Source organism: Paenibacillus macerans (assembly GCF_900454495.1).
In the GTDB taxonomy this organism is placed as follows: Bacteria; Bacillota; Bacilli; order Paenibacillales; family Paenibacillaceae; genus Fontibacillus; species Fontibacillus macerans.
In genome coordinates this window covers 619,721-634,412 of record NZ_UGSI01000001.1, presented here as the reverse complement: position 1 = coordinate 634,412, position 14,692 = coordinate 619,721, and the positions used below count along the sequence as shown (strand labels likewise).

Annotated in this window: 16 protein-coding genes and 1 pseudogene; 1 reads left to right on the top strand and 16 read right to left on the bottom strand. The window is 54.9% G+C overall.

Annotated features, from left to right (window positions below):
* Position 1: 1 nt before the first annotated feature.
* From DYE26_RS02960 to DYE26_RS02950, 3 genes are all read right to left on the bottom strand, one after another.
* Positions 2–520 carry an HXXEE domain-containing protein gene (locus DYE26_RS02960; RefSeq protein WP_036622073.1) on the bottom strand — a complete coding sequence of 173 codons (519 nt, stop codon included), beginning with the start codon at positions 518–520 and terminating at the stop codon, positions 2–4.
* Between the two features lie 157 nt (positions 521–677).
* On the bottom strand, positions 678–2,159 hold the full coding sequence (locus tag DYE26_RS02955) for an amino acid permease (RefSeq protein ID WP_036622071.1): 1,482 nt from the start codon (positions 2,157–2,159) through the stop codon (positions 678–680).
* Between the two features lie 120 nt (positions 2,160–2,279).
* Positions 2,280–3,215 (bottom strand): LysR family transcriptional regulator, encoded by a 936-nt coding sequence (locus DYE26_RS02950; protein ID WP_036622069.1) that lies wholly within the window; start codon positions 3,213–3,215, stop codon positions 2,280–2,282.
* Positions 3,216–3,341: 126 nt separating this feature from the next.
* Between DYE26_RS02950 and DYE26_RS02945 the strand changes: the two genes are divergently transcribed.
* A complete protein-coding gene (locus DYE26_RS02945; protein ID WP_036622068.1) occupies positions 3,342–4,622 on the top strand; it encodes an APC family permease in 1,281 nt (426 codons plus the stop codon).
* Positions 4,623–4,688: 66 nt separating this feature from the next.
* On the opposite strand, the gene DYE26_RS02940 is transcribed toward DYE26_RS02945, so the two are convergent.
* From DYE26_RS02940 to DYE26_RS02885, 13 genes and pseudogenes are all read right to left on the bottom strand, one after another.
* Complete coding sequence (locus tag DYE26_RS02940; protein ID WP_036622065.1) at positions 4,689–5,111, bottom strand: NUDIX hydrolase; 423 nt, start codon at positions 5,109–5,111, stop codon at positions 4,689–4,691.
* Between the two features lie 368 nt (positions 5,112–5,479).
* Positions 5,480–5,875, bottom strand: coding sequence for a zinc ribbon domain-containing protein (locus tag DYE26_RS34655; protein ID WP_082207740.1), 396 nt, complete (start codon positions 5,873–5,875; stop codon positions 5,480–5,482).
* Between the two features lie 24 nt (positions 5,876–5,899).
* Positions 5,900–6,406: a GNAT family N-acetyltransferase gene (locus DYE26_RS02930; RefSeq protein ID WP_036622063.1), complete on the bottom strand. Its 507-nt coding sequence runs from the start codon at positions 6,404–6,406 to the stop codon at positions 5,900–5,902.
* Between the two features lie 121 nt (positions 6,407–6,527).
* Positions 6,528–7,022, bottom strand: coding sequence for a GNAT family N-acetyltransferase (locus DYE26_RS02925; protein ID WP_036622061.1), 495 nt, complete (start codon positions 7,020–7,022; stop codon positions 6,528–6,530).
* 63 nt (positions 7,023–7,085) lie between these two features.
* A complete protein-coding gene (locus tag DYE26_RS02920; protein WP_036622059.1) occupies positions 7,086–7,607 on the bottom strand; it encodes a GNAT family N-acetyltransferase in 522 nt (173 codons plus the stop codon).
* Between the two features lie 37 nt (positions 7,608–7,644).
* Positions 7,645–7,818: a hypothetical protein gene (locus DYE26_RS33260; protein WP_155620374.1), complete on the bottom strand. Its 174-nt coding sequence runs from the start codon at positions 7,816–7,818 to the stop codon at positions 7,645–7,647.
* Positions 7,819–8,052: 234 nt separating this feature from the next.
* A pseudogene (locus tag DYE26_RS34000) lies at positions 8,053–8,241 on the bottom strand (alcohol dehydrogenase); the annotation flags it as partial.
* A 277-nt stretch (positions 8,242–8,518) separates the two neighbouring features.
* Positions 8,519–9,430 (bottom strand): undecaprenyl-diphosphate phosphatase, encoded by a 912-nt coding sequence (locus DYE26_RS02910; RefSeq protein WP_155620375.1) that lies wholly within the window; start codon positions 9,428–9,430, stop codon positions 8,519–8,521.
* A gap of 84 nt (positions 9,431–9,514) precedes the next feature.
* Positions 9,515–10,132: a DedA family protein gene (locus tag DYE26_RS02905; RefSeq protein WP_036627974.1), complete on the bottom strand. Its 618-nt coding sequence runs from the start codon at positions 10,130–10,132 to the stop codon at positions 9,515–9,517.
* A 46-nt stretch (positions 10,133–10,178) separates the two neighbouring features.
* Positions 10,179–12,149: an ABC transporter permease gene (locus DYE26_RS02900; protein ID WP_036622057.1), complete on the bottom strand. Its 1,971-nt coding sequence runs from the start codon at positions 12,147–12,149 to the stop codon at positions 10,179–10,181.
* Positions 12,124–12,894: an ABC transporter ATP-binding protein gene (locus DYE26_RS02895; protein WP_036622055.1), complete on the bottom strand. Its 771-nt coding sequence runs from the start codon at positions 12,892–12,894 to the stop codon at positions 12,124–12,126. The genes DYE26_RS02900 and DYE26_RS02895 overlap by 26 nt, the downstream gene beginning before the upstream one ends.
* An 83-nt stretch (positions 12,895–12,977) precedes the next feature.
* On the bottom strand, positions 12,978–13,982 hold the full coding sequence (locus DYE26_RS02890) for a HAMP domain-containing histidine kinase (RefSeq protein WP_051985390.1): 1,005 nt from the start codon (positions 13,980–13,982) through the stop codon (positions 12,978–12,980).
* 3 nt (positions 13,983–13,985) lie between these two features.
* Complete coding sequence (locus tag DYE26_RS02885; protein ID WP_036622054.1) at positions 13,986–14,681, bottom strand: response regulator transcription factor; 696 nt, start codon at positions 14,679–14,681, stop codon at positions 13,986–13,988.
* Positions 14,682–14,692 lie beyond the last annotated feature (11 nt).

Sequence of the window (14,692 nt, the reverse complement as noted above, 5' to 3'; positions counted from 1 at the left end):
TCTATTTCACGATCCTTCTCCCTAACTCATGCCCAAGCAGGACGCAGGGGGCCAGGATGAACCCGACGGGGACGCTGAACAAAATCTCTCCCCAAGTGACCCATTTTTCGCCGAGCAGCCGGGAAAACAGATATACGGTATAGGGAAGAACGACCAATACCGCGGTCACGACGCCCGGTGTGTACTTCCTCAAGTAAAGCGACTGTCCGAGATGCGTAAACACATGCAAAAAGAACAGGGTGTTAAACGCCAAAAACATGAAAAAGCGGCCTTTCTCCGCTGCTATGTACGTAAAGGGAATAAAGATGATGAACTCCATGAGGACCGCCACGGCAAATTGGCTGCTGGTCAACCGCGACATCTTTTCGAACGCCGGCCTCATGCGGAGCGGCAGGGCAGGCGCCACCCGGCGCGCGTTTTTTTTCATCCATGGTTCCACCCAAATGATTTCTTCCAAATCATGAATGACAAAAGCGACGATAAACAACCATACCAACGTTTGCAGACTTATCGAATCCATTGGAAATCCTCCTCACTTTCCGTATGTACGCGGGCTTTGCCGTCAATATCCGCCGCAAAAAAAGCTGCAAACGATAGTACGACTTTTACTATATCATCTGCAGCTGTGTTGTTCTATGAAATTGTTACTAACGAAGAACCTCCGGCTTGGAAAGGTGTTACTTTGGTTCATCCGGACCCTTTCGGGAGGGCCGATCCGAGTTGGCGACTTCTTCGGCGGCTTCCATTTGCGCCAGCGGCATGCCAACTCGGCCTTTTCGTCCCGGGGCGTTGCCGGAATATTGCCCCATGCCCGGGGCTCGCCGGCCGGCAATCCATGTTTTCAAGTAGTACGTTCCCGCCAGCAAAGCAACCAGAATGAGGCCGATGATCAAGCCGGTCCCCTGTCCCGGAATAAAAGGCATGCTGGCGATGATCGCAACCAAGGCGGTCAGCCCCAGCCAGGAGGTATAAGGAAAACCCGGGAGCTGACAGGCGGCTTCCGGGGAGCAGGGGGTGCGCCTGCGCCACTTATAATGGGCAGCAAGGATCATGAAATAGGAAAACAGGAGCGAAAATCCCCCGAGGCTGAGCAGGAACAGATAGACCTGCTGCGGCAGCAGGTAGCCGAGACCCAAGCCGGCCAACATGGCCGCGCCCGAAAAAAGAATTCCCCGGTAAGGAACATCCGTTTCATCTTTTAGCCAATTTGGAGCATGCCCTTCCCCCGCCAGAGAACGGATCATCCGGCCCAGTCCGAACATCGCTGCCAGCATCGTGGACAAAATGGCGGTGATCATGACGATGTTCATCAGCGTGCCGGCCCACCCCATCCCCCAACGGGTTAGGGAGAGCACGAGCGGGCTTTCGTCCGCGATGATTCCCCGGCTCGGAAACAGCGGCAAAATGACCGCAATCGCTCCGACGTAAAGGCCGATCAGGCTGATTAAGGTCAAATTAATCGCGCGGGGAATTGTTTTCCGGGGATTGCGCACCTCCGAAGCGGCCAGCCCGATCACCTCAAAGCCGGCATAGGTGAGAACGACCGTGAGCATGCTGCCGGCAATGCCCGCGATTCCTCCGGGCAGCCACGGTTCGGAGCGCAGCTCGCCGGCCCCGACGGCGGGAGCGCCGGGCATCAGGCCCGCTATAATCGCCAGGCCGATCGCGATAAACCCGGCGATGGCGATCAGCTTGACCGCCGCAAGGCTGCTTTCCAGCTTGCTTAAATGTTGGGCGCCCAATAAATTGAGCAGCGTAACGCCAACAATGATCACCGTCCCGGCAACCCCCGGCGAAAGGTTGGGGAACCACACCCGCAGAAACGTCGAAGCCGCGATCGATTCGCTGGACATCGCAAAGATCAAGCCGATCCAGTACACCCAACCGGTGACGAACCCGGCCCCCGCTCCATAACTCCTTTCGGCATACGTCCGGAAAGAGCCGGAAACCGGATCGGCCACCGTCATTTCCGATAAAGCGTACAAGATGATGTATACCAACACGCCGCCAATGAGATAAGCAAGCAGGATCGCAGGCCCCGCCGCTTTAATGCCTACCCCCGAACCGAGGAAAAAGGAACCTCCGACCACCGTTCCCAGCGCCATCATCGTTAAATGAAAGGTCGTTAAGCCTGCCTTGGCTTCGCCCGTCTTTGCCATAATAACTCCCTCCAGCATCCGACTTAAGATCACTGGAAGTATTTGCGAATTACAGCAAAAGTATGTTATCGCCTCAAGTTAGACGTTTCCTTTTTGAGGTACGGCGTCTGGCCTTAAAGGTTATGCGCCTCTTTTTTCCGTCTTCGCGTCCGTCTCTTCCTCGCTCCGCCACCGCTTCGCGTAATTCTGGATTAACTCCAAAAACTCCGCGAGCGCCGGGGATCTCCACTTTTTCTGATGATAGGCAAGCTGTGTGGCCACGCGCTGCGATACGTCGTCCCAGTTTAACTTGACCAGCTTGCCCTCGCGCAGCTCGGTGCGGACGGCAATCAGCGGCAGGAACGATAAACCAAGGCCCGAAATGACGCACTGCTTGATCGCTTCGATACTCCAAAATTCGAGGTTCGGGTCGGGAAAAACGCCGTGGCTGTTCAAATAATGTTCAAACAACGTCCGGTAGGAGCAGCCGCTTTCGGTATGCAAAATCGTTTGATCTTTCAGGTCCGCAGGCTGGACCTCCTTCTTCGTTTGCAGAGGATGATCGGCCGGAGCCACCAGCGCCATCGGCTCCTGAACGAGCGTCTCGATATGCAGGTCCCGGTCCTCCACCTCCGGCTGCAGCAGAAAAGCCACGTCCAATTCCCCCGAGCGCACCCGCTCCCTTAATTCCAAGCATTGTCCCGGCTGCAAAATGATCTGCACCTCCGGATACCGGAGGCGGAAATCGCGAATAATCTCCGGCAAGCGAAAAGCGGCCAGCGATTCGGGGGCGCCGATTTTCAGGGAACCGGACACCTCCGCTTCCGCATGCAGGGCATCCTTGGCCATGGAATGAATTTTGGCGATCTCCTGCGCATACGGCAGCAGCCGGCGTCCGGCATCGGTCAGCATGATTTTTTTGCCGATCCGGTCGAACAAAGGCAGTCCCAGTTCGGACTCCAGCGCCTGAATTTGCGCCGTGATGCTGGACTGCGCGTAATCCAGCTTCTGCGCGGCGCGGGTAAAGCTGCCGGTTTCCACCACGACCAAAAACGTGAATAAATGGCGGGATTCCATAGATAACGGCCTCCTTCTATCGAACCATCGAAAAATCGAATGGATAATATTCAATAATTCTGTTTTTCCTATGAATAGATTATCTGATACGCTAGAAAAAAACACAAGGAAAGCAGGATAACTCGAATGAAAGAAGACTCAACCAAACTACAACGGGGGATCGGCCTGCCGCAGGCCATCGCCCTTTATATCGGAGCCGTGCTGGGCTCGGGCGTGCTGATCGTTCCCGGCCTGGCGGCCGAACTGGCCGGCCCGGCCTCCTTGCTCGCTTGGGGCTTTATGATCTTGCTGATTCTGCCGATGGCTTTGTCCATGGGCTTGCTGTCCGCCAAATATCCGAACGCCGGCGGCGTCTCCCACTTCGTTAAGCTCGCTTACGGCGAGCGGGCCGGGACGCTGGTCGGGTGGTTTTTTCTGATGTCGGTGCCGATCGGGGCGCCCGTGGCCGCTCTGACGGGGGCCGGCTATCTGACGGCCGCGCTGGGCTGGGGCGAAGGGGCCAAAATCGCCGTAGCCGCGGCTATGCTGGCAATCGGGCTGTTCACGAACTGGATCGGCATGCAGCTTGCCGGCAAAATCCAAATCGCCGTCGTGATCGCGATCGCCGCCGTGCTGGTTTTTTCCTTTGCGGCGGCATTGCCGCGGATGGAGAGCGCCCACTTTACGCCGTTTTTGCCGCATGGCTGGCTTAGTGTCGGTCAAGCGGCGTCCATGCTGTTCTGGTGCTTTATCGGCTGGGAAGCGGTATCGCATATGTCCGAAGAATTTAAAGATCCGCAAAAAGCGGCGATTAAAGGCGTGACCGCCGCCGCGATCATCGTGGGCATCCTGTACTTCCTGTCCGCGCTGGCCACCGTCGGGACGCAAAGCTATTTAAAAAGCGGTTCGGATTCTTCGATGGTGTGGATCATCAGCCAGCCGCTTGGCGCTTGGGGCGGAATCGTCGCCGGGGTGACCGGGCTGTTCATCTGCATGGCCGGCATTATCGCGTACACCGGCGCCGCCGCCCGAGTCGCTTACGCCATGGCGCGGGAAGGAAAAGCGCCCAAATGGTGGAGCGGCCTTTCCCCCCGGTTTCACACGCCGGTTGGCGCGCTGCTGTTCCTCGCCTTCTGCTTTGCGGTGGTGATCCTGCTGTACGGCGGCGGGGCGCTCTCTTTGGCTACGCTGATCCAGTTCCCGAACGCCACGTTCATTTTGACGTATATGGGCGGGTGCGCGGCCGGCATCAAGCTGCTAAAAGGCAACCGCGCCGGCGTTATCATCAGCTGGATTTCCTTTATCGCCACGGCCGCCGTTTTTCCGTTCACCGGCTGGGCGATGCTGTATCCGCTGCTGATCGCGCTGCTGTTCCTAGTCATCGGGCTGCGCGCCGGCCGGCGCAAAACAACTTCATTGGAGCACTAGATCGAAAAAGGCCTCCCGGTGACGGCTTATCATCCCGGCAGGCCTTTTTTCTTATATCGGGGCTGCTTAAATTTCTCCTTCATCAAAATAAGCAACCTCCACGCCTTTGGCGACAATGGAGCTGATTCCTTCCGGATAATAAGGCATCAGCTTATCGGCTCGCTTCACGTCCACCCAGGCGATGTCCAGGATCTCCTCGGGCCGGGTAATCTCCGGTCTGCCGCCTTTGATTTCGGCGCGGAAGGTCAGCAGTACGACGTGCTCCATTTTTTCCGTATGCACGAATTCATTGACGGCGACAACGCCAAACACGTCGACATCCAGCCCGGTTTCTTCCTTCGCTTCGCGGATCGCCGCCGTCTGGAGCGTTTCGCCCGCTTCCACCGCGCCTCCCGGCAACGTCCAGGCTTCATTTTCGTTTTTCACCATTAAAACCTGCGTCTTCGCCTCGTTTGTGATCAGCAGGTACACGACATCCGTTCGTTTCATAACAGGCCAACTTTCCTCGAATTTATGACCCCGCTTAGAAATCGGTTGCTCGACAGCCGGATACGGGATGGACGAACCGTTGGCCGCTGGGCCTTCAAAATAGCGGCATTTTTTGTGCTTATTCGCCGTAGCCAGGCATGTTCATCCTATTAGCGGCATTTTTTGTCCTTATTTTTCCAAAAATGGTGCAGAGCGCGGGCATTTTCTTGTGACGTGGGAAATAGCGGCATAAATTTCCTCTATTTCTCTACAATTCACAGATATCGCCGGAATAACGCCCTTTTTTGCCCTTATCTTTTCTCGCCAGCGTTTCTCGGGCAGCCTGGTTCCCGCAAGCAAGCTTTTTCAATTGTTTTGTTAACCAAGCTTTAGCGGCCAAACAAAAGATCCAGGATCGTTGAGAACTTGCCCGATGTATGCCCGCTAAGCACATCCGGATTATAGATTTCCACGTAGCCGCAATTCAAACAAGAGACAAACAGATAGTGGTTATAATTGATGTCCATGATTTTGCTAATCCCGGTGCCGCTCATGGTCACTTCCTTAACCGAACCTTCCCGGCTGCCGCATTTTACGCATTTAAAGCGATTTTCCAGCACTGTCTCCAGATCGAAATACTCCATATCGCCGCCGGCGTCAACCGGCGTTTTGTCAGCAGCGTTTTCCCGACCTTCCAAATGCTCAGGCAGCACCTCATGCTTGCACTCAGGGCAAACATCGCCAATCAGTACCACCCGCTCTCCGCACCACGGACATTGAATCATGAGAGCCTCCTTCCGGGGAATGAACTAAAACGTCTTGCCCATATAATACTCGTCGACGTAGTTTCCGTCCATCCGAATGGAATTTTTTTTCGTCCCTTCGATTTCAAAACCCACCTTTTTGTACAGCGCGATGGCCGATTCATTCGGCACCATGACCGTAAGTTCAAACTTCGTGATGCCGGAACCGGAACGAGTCCGCCAAGCCTCGGCGGCTTGAAAAAGGGCCGTTCCGACGCCTTTCCCGGTGTAGTCCTTCAAAATGCCGATTACGATGTGGCCGAGATGCTTTATCTTGTTGGCGCCCCCGCCATTTACCGCCAGATAGCCGACCAACTCCCCATTAGCTTCAGCCACGATGATCGTGGAATTGGGCGATTCGGTAATCGAACGAATCCGTTCTTGATGCGTCTCCGCGGTCGTTTTGCGTTCTCCCGGTTCCAACAGCATAAATTTCGTTTCCTGATCCAGCTTCAAACATAAATTCAAATGCCGCTCGGCATCCTCTTCCCTAATTTCCCGATATGTAATCAATTTGTATGGGCCTCCATTTGTATTTGACTCAAGATTTTAGACATGATCAAATTTTGGCTTTCAAACGCAGCAACCGTTTTCCCCGCTTCGATTCCGAAAGGGTATATTTTCAAGTGTCCGCTCACCTCACCCGGAAATGATAAATATGCTGCAGGCCTTTGGGGCCCATCTTGGTTAAGCCGCGATCTTCAAAGCCCGCCCCGGCATACAGCTTCTGTGCGGCGTAATTTTGATGGTTGACGGCCAGCACGATCTCATCCGCTTCCGGAAAATGCTTCCGCACAAACGAAGGCAGCCGCAGCATTGCCGCTTTGGCGTAGCCTTTTCCCTGGTGCTTGAAATCGACCGATAGCGCGCGCAGCAGCAGGGCCCGCGGATTCCCGACCAGGGGGACGAACTCCGAGTTTCGATGCAGCACGAAAAATCCGGCCGGCACCCTCCCATCGGCCAATATAACTATCGGGTAACGGTCCGGATCGTTCACGGACATTTCCAACGCCCCGGAAGGCAAAGCGGTGAAACCGGCCTGATTTTCGGGAAGCTCAAAGCGTTCTAGCGCCTCGAGGTATTTTTGATCGTATAAACTAAGACTGATTGCTTGATTTGGCAGGTTCATATTCAACTCCGTCTGGCTTCACTTTGATTTGAACGGACGCAACACGTTCCCCATAATTATACTCTATTTGAGGAAGTTTGGACTCAACGCAAACGTCTGCGCCAGCATTTCGTGAACCCCGGGCAAACCCTCGATTTCCACGCTTTCGGAGGTTTCCGTATAAACGATCGAATGCTGCTTGTAGAAACTCCGCCAGAACGCTGCGGCTGCTGCATTGTTCTTAAGCTGCTCTACCCTCACCCGTCCCGTCAACCGCCCCATGACTTCCGCCACCGCCGTTTGCGCGATCTGCCGGCCCCGGTATTTTTTCAGCAAAAACAACTCCTGCACCGCATAATCGACCTCATCCGGAACAAACGGAGGCGAACAGACAAGGACAAAACCCGCTACTTTGCCGGAACAGTATATAAAGTAAGGGAACAATTCGTTTCGCTCCAAATACAGGTCATTGTTCGACGTATCGAATCTTCCGTCTTCCGCCGGGTCCTCGCCCGTAAATGCGGATAAATCGTACAAATAGAGGTTATAAAGGTTTAGAAAAAGTTCTTTTTGTTCGGGGAGAATTTCCGTTATGCGGATATCCATTGGGCGGCCCCTCCTCCGTTCTCGATTTCAACGGCGATTACCTTCCCCGCTTTTCGTACAGGTAAATATCCAAGGCCTCGATTCCCCGGCGGGCGAGCTTGATAAACAAGACAAGGGCATAAATCCCTAAACAAACAACTACAATGTATACCAGCAGCATCAATACAGGTAGAATCTCGAACATACCAAAGCTTGGTCCAACGGCATTCATCCTTGGATCACCCTCCATCAATGGTTTTCTGAATAACTATATTCTCGGTACTTTCTGAATATCCTGTCATGCGTGCTCCCCCCGAAATCGCGCGAAATGCGTGGGGAAAGTGAAGTTGGATTCGACCAAAATCCCCTGCCTAGACTGATGAAGTGCAAAAATGCAGCTCATTCACAACAAATCTACTAATTTTTTACCGATATCAAGCCAAACAACTGCACTTTTGCACTATATTTTGGCTAAAGCGCCTCTTGAGGAATTAGGCTCTAAAACATCCACTTGCTTAACTCTCATATATTGCTTCAAAAAATAAACGCTTAATAGCCCCATGGTCCCCATACCGGTAACTAATACTTTATCTTTTTCCCCCGGAAGAAGCTTTAAAACACCTTTGGCCGCATCGCAAGACAATATGGTTAACAGGGCAGCTCATTTGTGATCCATTTCAGCTGCCGTTTCCCGAGCAAAATAAGCGATTTCTGTTCCATGTAAACTCCTTGGCAAGCCTAAGTTATCCTCCGGACCACCTGGTAATTCGGATCCAGTTAACCTATCCGTATTATACCATCTTCAGCGAAGCTCACATGAAAAAGAGCGCGCAAAAAAACAAAAAACGCCCAAAAACCAGGGCGCTTTACTGTTGCTTTTATAAGCCGCGGCAGTTGCCTTAACACAAGGCTTGAATCCGGATCCGGCCGGCTTAGAAGAAAAACGCGAAATAGATTACGATCGCCAGCAAAATCCGGTACACCGCAAACGGCACCAGCTTGACGCGGTTGATCAGCTTCAGGAAAAAGCGAATCGACAGCAAAGCGAACACAAATGCGCTTATAAACCCGGCGATGAAAAAGGGCAGTACATCCGGCGTAAAATATTGCAGGTTCTTGACCAGCGAAAGAGCGCTGGCTCCGGCCATAATCGGCACTGCCATGATGAAGGTGAAATCGGCGGCCGCCTTGTGGCTTAAGCCCAGCAGCACCCCGCCGGAAATCGTCGATCCCGAACGGGAGAAGCCCGGCCAAATCGACAAGCATTGGAAGAGGCCGATCGCAAACGCCTGCTTGTAAGTGATTTGGTCGACGGTTTCCACCTTGGCCCCCTTCGGCGCAAACCGGTCGGCCGCAATCATGAGCAAGGCTCCAACCACCAAACCGATCAATACCGTAGCTGTCGAGAACAGATGCTCATCGATAAAATCCTCAAGCAGGACGCCCAATACGCCGGCCGGAATCAGCCCGACAATGACCTGGGTTAGCTTGAGCCGCGATCCGCCGCCATGTTTAAGCTGCCGAGGCCGATACGACCCGTCCTCCGCCACGATCATCTCGTCAGACCACGCCGAAGCGCTCCCTTTCTTTCCCATAAAACGGGACAGTCCGAGCAGTTCCATAAACCGGTTCCAGAACACGACTACCACGGCCAAAATCGAGCCGAGCTGGACCACAACTTTAAACGTGTTGGCTACGTATTTGGAACCCAGCAGTTGTTCGGTTCGCAGCCACATATCGTCCACAATGATCATATGCCCTGTCGACGAGACGGGGGCAAATTCCGTAAGTCCTTCCACCATCCCCAGAATAATTGCTTTGATCAGATGCAAAAAATCAATCATTTCAACTTCTCCTTTGCTAGTCAATCATCCCATCCGTCATTCTACCATTCGTCCATTCTACCATTCCGCCTATGATTTCGTCCATCAGTCCGCCGACTTCTCCGGCGTCCGGCGAGCGCCGCCGCCCCTTCTTTTGCGCAGCCAAAATACCAGCACGGCCGCCGCGGCGGCGGCAATCACTCCGTAGGCGATATGGGAATAAACGTCCATAAACGCGACGATTTTTCCCCAGTTGCCTCCCACCGCCGCACCGACCAATACGAGGGTTACGTTCCAAATCAACGTGCCGACCGTTGTAAACAGCAGGAACAGTCCGAACTTCATTTTGGCCATCCCCGCCGGCACGGAAATCAGGCTGCGGATCAGCGGGATCATGCGGCAGAACAGCACCGTCCAGTAGCCGTAGCGGTCAAACCAGGCGTCCGCTCTGCGGATGTCCTCCTTTTTGAGGCGGAGAAAACGCCCGTAGCGTTCAACCCAGCCTTCCAGCCGGTCCACGTTAACCAGCAAGCCGATCCCGTACAGGATCACCGCCCCCAAGATCGAACCCAAGGTGGAGGCGAGGATGACACCGGCCGGAGTCAGGCTGGTGTAAGTGGTCATAAATCCGCCGAACGTCAAAATCACTTCCGATGGAATCGGCGGAAATACATTTTCCAGGGCGATGAGCAGAAAAATACCGAAATACCCATACTGCTCCATAAAATCCGTAATCCAATTATTTTCCACGTCGTACCTCCAAACCGTTTTATCGAATCGCTTTTTTCACATTGCGCAAATAACGGGCCCGAATCAGCAGAAAATAGGCGGCTTGCGCAAGCAAAAAGCTGGCCAAAACCGCAACCGTCTGCCAGGCCACGGAAAAGCTGAACAAGCTCTGCATCGCCTTGAACGCGAATAAGCTGTGCACGATCGCCAGCGCGATCGGCACGAAAAACAACAGGCCCACCTGTCTGGTGACGATGCCGGCCAATTCTTTTTCCGTCAGCCCCAGCTTCGCCAGCGCCCCATACTGCCGCCGGTCATACTCCAGATCGCTGTACAGCCGGAAATAAAGGAAGCTTCCCGCCGCGATGAAAAACACCGTACCGACCAGCAGGGCAAACAGCAGCAGCGCCCGGTACGTTGTCCGCTGCACCTCGTATAACGTGCCGCTTACCGTCAAGGCATAGGGCTTATCCATGTCGTAGCGCATTCTTCCGTGATCCGTCAACTCCGCCGCTACGCCGAGCGTCGATTCCACTTTATCAACATAGAAGCCGGTAAATCGGTCGACCCGCCGCTCCCCATCCTTCGCCGCCGCCTCCAGACGCTTCAGCAGTCCGTCGCTTACGACCAGGCCGGAAAAGGAGCCCTCCAGATCGTTCCCCGCCCGCTCGATCAAAGATTCCGGAATCGCCACATGCCGCGTCAGTCCGCTTTCCCGGACCCGGGTGCCCGCCGCCCCTCCGGCAAACACATAGCCGGCCGGTTTTCGCTGCTCCAGCAGGCGAAATTCCCGCTCCGAGCCGAGCAGCACCAGCGCTTCCCCGTCCGCGGGCTCCTTCTCGTCAAAAGCGATCCCCGCCGCCGTCACGGCCCGTTTATAACCGGAAAACGAAATCAGCGGCATCCACGCTACGGGAAAATCGGATGTCGAAGATACGACTTTGGCATAAAAAATCGGCAAACTTTCCGTACGATACGCCACCCCTTTGGCGTCCAATTCGCCGCGAATCCGCCGCAGATGGTTCTCCTCCACGCTGCTTCCCGCCTTGGCGACATACCCGATATCGGCCGGATAATCCGCCGCAAACCCGTCCGCCAGCCGGTTGATCGAGGCAAAAGTTCCTACCGCGCAAAACGCCATCGTCGCGATGATGGTGACGAGAAAAAACATCCGCGCGTTTTCCTTCATCCGGTAGGCCAGGCTCGACACCGTGACCATATTCGTTTTTTTCCAATAAAAACGCAGCCGTTTTTGCGCCGCCCTGATCAAAAAGACGCTGAGCTGCGTATAGAAAAAATACGTTCCCACGATCGTCATCGCCGTTACCGGAAGCATGCGGACCAGCACGCTCGAGGCCGTCGCCGTCGCCGCCAGCGCATATGCGCCGCCAAGCAGCCCGGCCGCGAGCAGCGATAAGGCGGCCGACGTCTGCGGCGGCCCCGCCGGCTTCATCCCGGCCTGAAACAGCTCGATCAGCCGATGGGAGCCGAGCAGCAGCGTCGTGCAGAGCGAGATCAGCAGAAACAAGAGCAAAAACGCGGCGACCGTCAGCAGCAGGCTGGGCCAGGGAACGTGAAACGGCAGCGGAGATACGCCCAGCAGCTCGGAGCCGGCCAGCAAAAACAGCTTGGCCGTCAGCAGCCCTACGCCGATCCCGCACAGTATCGAGCTTGCGCCGATCAGCATATTTTCCAGAAATACGAGCTTGCGAAGCTGCCTTTCCGTCATTCCATGCAGCAGCATGATCCCGAAATCCCGTTTACGGGAACGCAGGAACGAGCCCACGGAATAGATCACAAAGAAAAAAGCGAACACATACATGACCACTTCCGCCGCAGCGAGCACGAGCAGCGCCGAGCTGTACACGACCTGCCCGCGCAGGCCGGGATGAAACAGAAACAGCGCGCAGACGAAAAAGATCATCACGGAAAACGAGCTGCTCAGGAAATAAGCGGCATACGTCCGTTTGTTGCGGAGCACGTTGTTAAAGGCGAATTGACGAAAGGTCATGGCTGTCCCCTCCCAGCAGCGACAGCATGTCGATGATTTTCTGGAAAAAAGCCTGACGGTTGTCCCCGCGGTAGATCTCGTTATACAGCTTGCCGTCTTTGATAAAAATAACCCGGTGACAGTAGCTTGCCGCCAGCGCGTCATGCGTGACCATCATGATCGTCGCTTCGTACGACCCGTTCATGGCGGCGAACGCCTCCATCACGTCCCGCGACGCTTTGGAGTCGAGATTGCCCGTCGGCTCGTCGGCCAAAATCAGCGACGGCTCATGGATCAGCGCGCGGGCAATCGCCGTCCGCTGCATTTGCCCGCCCGACATTTCATAGGTACGCTTGCTTAGAACGCCTTCGATGCCGAGCCGGCGCGCCATTTCCCGCGCCTTCGCCTTCATTTCCGGGACGGGCGCCCCGTCCAGCGTTAAGGGCAGGACGATGTTTTCCTCCGCCGTCAGCGTGTCGAGCAGGTTGAAATGTTGAAAAATGAACCCGAGCTCGCGCCGCCGGAACAAAGCCGTCTGCTCCTTGTTCAGCCGGTGCGGATCCTGCCCGTTCAAGATCACTTCTCCCGAGGTCGGCTCGTCGATGGTGGAGATGACGTTCAGCAGCGTCGTTTTGCCGCTGCCCGACGGCCCCATAATGCCGACAAATTCCCCCTTATCGATCCGGAAGGTGACGCCGTCCAGCGCTTTGGTGGCGATTTTGCCTTCATATATTTTGGATAGTCCATGCACTTCCAGCACCGCCATATGGCCTTAAACTCCTTTACTTCGGTGGGATGTCTCCATTATATAAAGACGGCCGCGCCCGGCACCATGGCTCAATCTTACAGTTACCTTACAGGGTTGTAAGATTGAACGATTCCGAAAAACACGATCCGCACCGTCGTTCCACGGCCGGCCCGGGACTCCAGCTCCACCCGGTGCCCCAATTTGCCGCAAACCTGTTTGACGAGGTACAGGCCCATCCCGGTGGATTCCTGGAAACTCCGTCCGTTTTCCCCGGTAAAATAGGCGTCAAACACCCGCGGCAAATCGCTCTCCGGTATGCCCACGCCTTCGTCGGCAATTTCCAGCACCGCCTCGCGCCCCCGGGCAAACCCGCGGAAGCGGATTTTGCCGTTTTCCTCGGTCGTATAACGCACGGCGTTCGTTACGATTTGCGTCAGCACGAACGACAGCCATTTTTCGTCGGAAGCGATCGTTAGCGTTTTTTCCATCTCGATCACCGGAAACACTTTGCGCCGGATGAACAGACGTTTTTGCGCTGAAACCACCGACCTCACAAGCTGCTCCAAATCAAGCGTTTCGACCAGAAAATCATGCTCAAACGTGTCCAAACGGGCGGTATAAAGCACCATCTCCAAGCCTTTGCGCAGCCGGTCCACCTCGTCGCCGATCGCCACCGCTTTGGGGTCGTCGTCGTTTTGCACCATCAAATGAATCACAGACAAAGGCGTCTTCATCTGATGCACCCATTGATTGATAAAATGCCGATGTCCCTCGATTTTGCTCTGCTGTTCACTGATTTCCGCCAAATAATAACGGTGCTGCGTTTTCAGCAGCTGCTGCAAACTGTCGGACAACGGCGAGCCCGGCTCTGCTTCGCCAAACCCGCGAATCGCCGCGCGCGGATCCTCCAACCGGCGGTAAAACGACCGGTTCGTTACGTAGCGGAAAACGAGGTAGGCGGCCAACAAGCAAGTGCTCAGCAGCGCCGCATACAAGCTGATCGTCCAATGGCGGTAGCCGTCCAGCCAGTATACGAGCGTGATTACGATGAGCTGCAGCGCATATACCGCGATCAGCGGACGCTGCTCCCGCATAAACAGGCGCATTCCCTATTCCCCCCAGTTCGGCGCCAGCCGGTAGCCTTGGCCGCGCACGGTTCGCAGCGCATCGTCGATGCCTAACGCGGACAGCTTTTTGCGCACCCGGGTGACGTAAACGTTCAGCGTATTGTCGTCGACGAAAGCCTGGTCGTCCCATATCTTCTCTAGCAGCCGGTCGCGGCTGACCACCTGTTCGCTTTTGCTCATCAATTCATTCAATATTTTCATTTCGGTCAAACTGAGCTCCACCCGGTTCTCGCCCAGGCTGAGCTGCAGCCGGTCGCGATCCAGGCGCAACCCTGCCGCCGTGACGTGGCGTTCATTCCCGTTTCCGGCGTACGTTCCGTACGCGCGGCGCAGCTGGCTTTTGATTTTGGCGATAACGATGTCGTAATCAAACGGTTTGGTGATGTAGTCGTCCCCGCCGTTTTCCAGCGCCATCACTTGATCCATTTTTCCTTCTCTCGCCGATAAAAACACGATCGGGCAGGTGGATAAGTTACGGAACTGGCGGCACCAGTAATACCCGTCATATTTCGGCAGGTTCACGTCCAGCAGCACGAGATGGGGAGCGTAGCGCTCGAACTCCTCTTTCACTGCGCCGAAATCCGTTACCGCAAAAGTGCCGTAGCCGAACTTGTGCAAATATTGCTCCAACAAGACTACAAGCTGTTTGTCATCCTCGACGATAAATATTTTAAACATCGCTCGATTCT

What these genes read in the sequence shown, in the direction of transcription:
- DYE26_RS02925 (WP_036622061.1), bottom strand. Translation starts at nt 7,022, where the DNA reads ATGAACCTGCCAAATCAAGCAATCAGTCTTAGTTTATACGATCAAAAA.
- DYE26_RS02960 (WP_036622073.1), bottom strand. Translation starts at nt 520, where the DNA reads ATGGATTCGATAAGTCTGCAAACGTTGGTATGGTTGTTTATCGTCGCT.
- DYE26_RS02955 (WP_036622071.1), bottom strand. Translation starts at nt 2,159, where the DNA reads ATGGCAAAGACGGGCGAAGCCAAGGCAGGCTTAACGACCTTTCATTTA.
- DYE26_RS02885 (WP_036622054.1), bottom strand. Translation starts at nt 14,681, where the DNA reads ATGTTTAAAATATTTATCGTCGAGGATGACAAACAGCTTGTAGTCTTG.
- DYE26_RS02945 (WP_036622068.1), top strand. Translation starts at nt 3,342, where the DNA reads ATGAAAGAAGACTCAACCAAACTACAACGGGGGATCGGCCTGCCGCAG.
- DYE26_RS02900 (WP_036622057.1), bottom strand. Translation starts at nt 12,149, where the DNA reads ATGACCTTTCGTCAATTCGCCTTTAACAACGTGCTCCGCAACAAACGG.
- DYE26_RS02920 (WP_036622059.1), bottom strand. Translation starts at nt 7,607, where the DNA reads ATGGATATCCGCATAACGGAAATTCTCCCCGAACAAAAAGAACTTTTT.
- DYE26_RS34655 (WP_082207740.1), bottom strand. Translation starts at nt 5,875, where the DNA reads ATGATTCAATGTCCGTGGTGCGGAGAGCGGGTGGTACTGATTGGCGAT.
- DYE26_RS02950 (WP_036622069.1), bottom strand. Translation starts at nt 3,215, where the DNA reads ATGGAATCCCGCCATTTATTCACGTTTTTGGTCGTGGTGGAAACCGGC.
- DYE26_RS02895 (WP_036622055.1), bottom strand. Translation starts at nt 12,894, where the DNA reads ATGGCGGTGCTGGAAGTGCATGGACTATCCAAAATATATGAAGGCAAA.
- DYE26_RS02905 (WP_036627974.1), bottom strand. Translation starts at nt 10,132, where the DNA reads ATGGAGCAGTATGGGTATTTCGGTATTTTTCTGCTCATCGCCCTGGAA.
- DYE26_RS02940 (WP_036622065.1), bottom strand. Translation starts at nt 5,111, where the DNA reads ATGAAACGAACGGATGTCGTGTACCTGCTGATCACAAACGAGGCGAAG.
- DYE26_RS02910 (WP_155620375.1), bottom strand. Translation starts at nt 9,430, where the DNA reads ATGATTGATTTTTTGCATCTGATCAAAGCAATTATTCTGGGGATGGTG.
- DYE26_RS33260 (WP_155620374.1), bottom strand. Translation starts at nt 7,818, where the DNA reads ATGAATGCCGTTGGACCAAGCTTTGGTATGTTCGAGATTCTACCTGTA.
- DYE26_RS02890 (WP_051985390.1), bottom strand. Translation starts at nt 13,982, where the DNA reads ATGCGCCTGTTTATGCGGGAGCAGCGTCCGCTGATCGCGGTATATGCG.